Source organism: Azospirillum sp. B506 (assembly GCF_000333595.1).
GTDB lineage: Bacteria > Pseudomonadota > Alphaproteobacteria > Azospirillales > Azospirillaceae > Azospirillum.
Window position 1 is genome coordinate 1 of the sequence record NZ_BADK01000484.1, and the last position, 4,995, is coordinate 4,995.

Below are 4,995 nucleotides of genomic sequence, written 5' to 3' on the forward strand. Positions count from 1 at the left end.
CATGTTGCGGTGTTCAGGATGGCCTGCGGGTCCATTCCTCGGGATCGCGGTACAGCTGCATCGCCGCTTCCTGGGCACGCAATAATCGGCGAAATCCGCCGTCACCAGGAAATGGTCGCCGCCGTCGGTCAGCGCCTGGACAATCGGGTGGTAGCGGTTGCGATCGTCCGGCGAGAAGGCACCGGTGGAGATCATGTCGAGCGCCCGCTTCAGGCTGGGGTTCGACGCGATCACCTCGCGCGGGTTGAAGCCGCCGGTGGCGCGCAGGTCGTTCACCTCGTCCGCGGTCATGCCGAAGATGAAGATGTTGTCCGGCCCGACATGTTCGCGGATCTCGACGTTGGCACCGTCCAATGTGCCGATGGTCAGCGCGCCGTTCAGCGCCAGCTTCATGTTGCCGGTGCCCGACGCCTCCATACCGGCGGTGGAGATCTGTTCCGACAGATCGGCTGCCGGAATGATGATCTCCGCCGCGGTGACGTTGTAGTTCGGCAGCAGCACGACCTTCAGGTTGTCATGCACCGACGGGTCGTGGTTCACCACCTTGGCGACGTCGTTGATCAGTTTGATGATCAGCTTGGCCATGTGATAGGACGGAGCCGCCTTGCCGGCGAACACCTTGGTGACCGGAACCCAACTGACCGTCGGGTTGTCGCGCATCTCGTTGTAAAGCGCGATGGTGTGCAGGACGTTCAGCAGCTGCCGCTTGTACTCGTGCATGCGCTTGACCTGCACGTCGAAGATGCTGTCGACCAGCACCTCCTCGCCGGTCTGGCGGGCGATGTAGGCGGCCAGACGCTTCTTGTTCTTGCGCTTGGCCCGGCGGAACTCCTCGCGGAACACCACGTCGTCGGCCTTCTCGCGCAGGGCGGCAATCTGCGACAGGTCGGAGATCCAGCCCTCGCCGATGCGGGTGGTGATCAGCTCGGACAGGGCCGGGTTGGCCTGCTTCAGCCAGCGGCGCGGGGTGATGCCGTTGGTCTTGTTGTTGATGCGGTCCGGGAATTCCTCGTGGAAGTCGGCAAACACCGTCTGTTTCATCAGGTCGGTGTGCAGGGCCGACACGCCGTTGACCTTGTGCGAGCCGAGGAAGGCCAGATTGCCCATGCGGACGCGGCGCTCGCCACGCTCGTCGATCAGTGACAGCCGCGACAGCCTGGCGTTGTCGCCTGCGGCCTTCGCCTTGGTCCGGTTCAGGAACTTGGCATTGATCTCGTAGATGATCTGCATGTGGCGCGGCAGCACCCGCTCGATCATCCGCACCGGCCAGGCTTCCAGCGCCTCGGGCAGCAGGGTGTGGTTGGTATAGGCGAAAGTGGCGCGCGTGATTTCCCACGCATCGTCCCAGCGCAGGGCGTGCTGATCGACCAGCAGGCGCATCAGCTCGGCGATGCCGATGGCCGGGTGGGTGTCGTTCAGCTGGATCGCCGCCTTGTTGGGCAGATTGTCGAAGGTGGTGTGGTGCTGCAGATAGCGGCGCAGAATGTCCTGCAGCGAGGCGGAGGTGAAGAAATACTCCTGCTTCAGCCGCAGCTCCTTGCCGGTCTCCGTCGCGTCATTGGGATAGAGAACGCGGCTGAGATTCTCGGACAGGATCTTCTGCTCGACCGCCTTCATATAGGCGCCGTCGTTGAAGTGGCCGAAGTTGAAGTCGCGGGTGGCGCGGGCCGACCACAGGCGCAGCGTGTTGATCGTGTCGCCGCCGAAGCCGACGACCGGCGTGTCGTAGGCCATCGCCAGCACGCGGTCGGCATCGACCCAGCGATAGGCGCGCTCGCCCACGCTGTCGCGGAACTCCTCGACGCGGCCATAGAACTGGACCGGATACAGCACTTCCGGCCGGGCGAACTCCCAGGGGTTGCCGAATTGCAGCCACTGCTCGGGATACTCGACCTGCCAGCCATTCTCGAAGCGCTGCTCGAACAGGCCGAACTCGTAGCGGATGCCATAGCCGTAGCCGGGCAGCCCCTGCGAGGCCATGCTGTCGAGGAAGCAGGCGGCCAGACGGCCAAGGCCGCCGTTGCCCAGCGCCGCGTCCGGCTCGGCGTCGACCACATCCTCCATCGACAGGCCGAGTCGGTCGAGCGCCTGCCGGCATTCGTCCATGATGCCCAGGTTCGACAGGCTGTTGCTCAACAGGCGCCCGATCAGGAATTCCAGGGAAAGGTAATAAACGCGCTTGGCGTCTTCCTGATAATAGCTGCGGGTCGTGTCCATCCACCGGTCGACGACGCGGTCGCGCACGGCCAGCGCCACGCTATGGAACCAGTCGCGGCGCGTGGCGGCGCGTGCGTCCTTGCCGACCGAGTAGACCAGCCATTCCAGGAACGACCGTTTGAGGCCATCGACATCAAGGCTGCGGCGTTCGATGTCGCGAGATTTGAACCGAGCGTCCATGTCCTGACTTTCTGCGTGAAAGGCCTATAGGAGCGGGCGGCTGGAAATACGGCGCTCCAAACATGGGAGAGTCTCTGCCTCGTTGGTTAAGCAAAGCTTTCCCCAGATTGAACCCACCGTCGTTTCGCTGTGGTAAAAGGGAGTAGGCTCTCGTGCCCTCCCCTTTTTCCCGTCAACGATGCTTCACGAATCTCATTCTGTCCACTGCGATGCAGCACACATCGAGATCCGTCGCGCCGAAACGGCCGACATCCCTGCGCTGATGGCCATCGAGGAACAAAGCTTCGCGACCGACCGGATGACGCAGCGCAACTTCCGCTATGCGATCCTGAAAGCAAAAGGTGTGGTCCTTGTGGCATACCGCCAAGTGCCAGCGGTGCAGGAGTCGCCGCTCGCTACGGGGTCGTCGGGTTTCATGCCGGGACTCCCTACGCCCGTCTGACCTCCTTGGCGGTGGCCCGGGCAACCGGGGGCTGGGGATCGGACGCCGCCTGCTGACGGCCCTTGAGACCGCGGCCGCCACCACTGGTTGCCGCGGGATGAGGCTGGAGGTGCGGGCGGATAACGCGGCGGCCATCGCCCTTTACACCGCTGCGGGATACCGCCGATTCGCCATTTACCCGGATTATTACGAGGACGGAATGGCGGCGTTCCGCCTGGAGAAGCTGTTGATCCACAACGAGTGACTGTTGCGGTGGCGCGACGCGTGCCGCGTTCGATGGTGGTAAGCCCGGCAAGCGGAACCTGGACCGGAATCGCCGCAATCTGCCACCGATGTCACTCTTTCCGAATCCCGCGGTGGAACATCCGTGGCGCACGGCGCGTTTAGCTGTCGACACGATCAACGACGGGCAACAACGGGACCGCCGCAATGACGCCACCGCCGACCGGATCGTTCCACCATATCCCGCAGGGGCCACCGACCCATACCCGATGACGGGCGGGCGGACCATGGCCCCCCTGGAGACCATCGCCAGGGCGTCCTGAGCGCTCGCCTTCCGAGTGCTCAGGACCGGAAAGAGATTGCCAGCCTGTCGACCGGCGCCGCTGCTTCTCGCGTGCCGGAACTCCCAATGCCGTCCCCGCCCCGCGCTCCGCCTTGTTGCGCAACGGACGCCGCCGCTCACCCGGCAGGCGGGAGACGTACACAGACCGTGGAGGAAGGAAAGATTATGGCGTACTCGTTCGAGAACGAACTGATCCGCTGCATGCCGAACCTGCAGCGCTATGCCTGCAAGTTGACCCGTGACGCCAATGCCGCAGAGGACCTGCTACAGGATTGCCTCGCCCGTGCCCTGTCGCGCCAGCATCGTTTTGAACCCGGCACGAACATGCAGGCATGGCTGACCACAATGCTGAAGAATCTGCATTTCAACAACCTGCAGCGTGACCGCCATGTGACGAAGGTGGAACTGTGGGATGGTGCGATGTCCGTCGACGCCGCGCAGATGTCGCGGCTCGTCTTCCGCGATGTCGACCGCGCCTTTTCCTCCCTCACCCCCAGCCAGCGCAAGGTCGTCAAGCTGGTTGCCATCGAAGGGCGTCCCTATCAGGAAGCAGCGGAGACGCTCAACGTTTCCATCGGCACCATTCGCTCCCGCCTGTGCCGCGCTCGGGAACGGCTGAACAATCTGATGGCCGCTTGATTGGCCCTGCTCCTCCGCCTTCGGTTCTGATGGATTTCATGCGCCCTCCGCCACGTCTGCGGGGGGCGCATGCATTTTCCTGCTACCGACACCTTCGCCGTCCGCATCCCCGCGGCCTGGTCAGTTCGCCGGCAGACGGTTGGAGAGTCCCCTTACCCATTCTCCTATGCCCGGGAACTCCTTGTCATGGAGGTCAGTCGGGTGAGCACCCTCAGCCATTGACCACCGTGCCGCCGTTGGGATGCAGGACCTGTCCTGACATATAAGAAGAGTCATCGGATGCCAGGAACACATAGGCGGGCGCCACCTCGTCCGGCTGGCCGGCGCGCTTCATCGGCACAGTGCCGCCGAAGCTCCCGATCTTCTCCTCGTCGAAGGTGGAGGGAATCAGCGGTGTCCAGATCGGCCCCGGTGCCACCGCATTGACACGGATACCGCGGTCGACCAGCGCCATGGACAAAGACCGGGTGAAAGCGACGATGGCCCCCTTGGTTGCCGAATAATCCAGCAGTTCCGGACTGCCCTTGTAGGCTGTGACCGAGGTGGTGTTGATGATGCTGGCCCCCTCGTTCATGTGCGGCAGAGCAGCCTTCACCATATGGAATTGGCCGAAGATGTTGGTGCGGAAGGTTTTCTCCAACTGCTCTGCGCTGATGTCCTCGATCGATTTCTGCGGATGCTGTTCGGCCGCATTATTAACTGGCATGCTGTTACCTGGCGCTGGCCGGTTCTGGCGATTAGATCGCGGTTGCGGTATCTATCGTCCACCGGGATAGGGGCGCCGGGAGCATGAAACGGCGGCAGGCCGTCCTTACGATGAGCTGCGAGCTCGCGTTGTTACATGGCCGCCTCCTACGACTTGCCCGGTTGCGCTGCGAGCGCGGATCCGTAGATGTCGTGCAAGCCCGCCAGCTCCCGAACCACCACTGGACGGACCACGGAGGGAAGGAGC

5 protein-coding genes are annotated in these 4,995 nt (G+C 63.4%); 3 read left to right on the forward strand and 2 right to left on the reverse strand.

The window, feature by feature from the left end; translation table 11 throughout:
- A partial coding sequence (locus I71_RS14480) for a glycogen/starch/alpha-glucan phosphorylase (RefSeq protein ID WP_244433841.1) occupies positions 1–2,397 on the reverse strand: 2,397 nt, incomplete at its 3' end.
- A gap of 178 nt (positions 2,398–2,575) precedes the next feature.
- On the opposite strand from I71_RS14480, the gene I71_RS38805 reads away from it, so the two are divergent.
- The 3 genes from I71_RS38805 to I71_RS14490 all read left to right on the forward strand — a co-directional run bounded on the left by I71_RS38805 (position 2,576) and on the right by I71_RS14490 (position 4,043).
- Positions 2,576–2,839, forward strand: coding sequence for a hypothetical protein (locus tag I71_RS38805; RefSeq protein ID WP_049976119.1), 264 nt, complete (start codon positions 2,576–2,578; stop codon positions 2,837–2,839).
- Positions 2,739–3,083 (forward strand): GNAT family N-acetyltransferase, encoded by a 345-nt coding sequence (locus I71_RS35955; RefSeq protein WP_083897161.1) that lies wholly within the window; start codon positions 2,739–2,741, stop codon positions 3,081–3,083. The genes I71_RS38805 and I71_RS35955 overlap by 101 nt, the downstream gene beginning before the upstream one ends.
- Positions 3,084–3,551: 468 nt before the next feature.
- On the forward strand, positions 3,552–4,043 hold the full coding sequence (locus I71_RS14490) for a sigma-70 family RNA polymerase sigma factor (RefSeq protein ID WP_244433842.1): 492 nt from the start codon (positions 3,552–3,554) through the stop codon (positions 4,041–4,043).
- A 211-nt stretch (positions 4,044–4,254) separates the two neighbouring features.
- Here the strand turns inward: I71_RS14490 and I71_RS14495 are convergent, their stop codons facing one another.
- Positions 4,255–4,749, reverse strand: coding sequence for an SDR family oxidoreductase (locus I71_RS14495; protein WP_042695559.1), 495 nt, complete (start codon positions 4,747–4,749; stop codon positions 4,255–4,257).
- Positions 4,750–4,995 lie beyond the last annotated feature (246 nt).

Coding starts and splice junctions, on each gene's coding strand:
- I71_RS14495 (WP_042695559.1), bottom strand. CDS start 4,749: ATGCCAGTTAATAATGCGGCCGAACAGCATCCGCAGAAATCGATCGAG.
- I71_RS38805 (WP_049976119.1), top strand. CDS start 2,576: ATGCTTCACGAATCTCATTCTGTCCACTGCGATGCAGCACACATCGAG.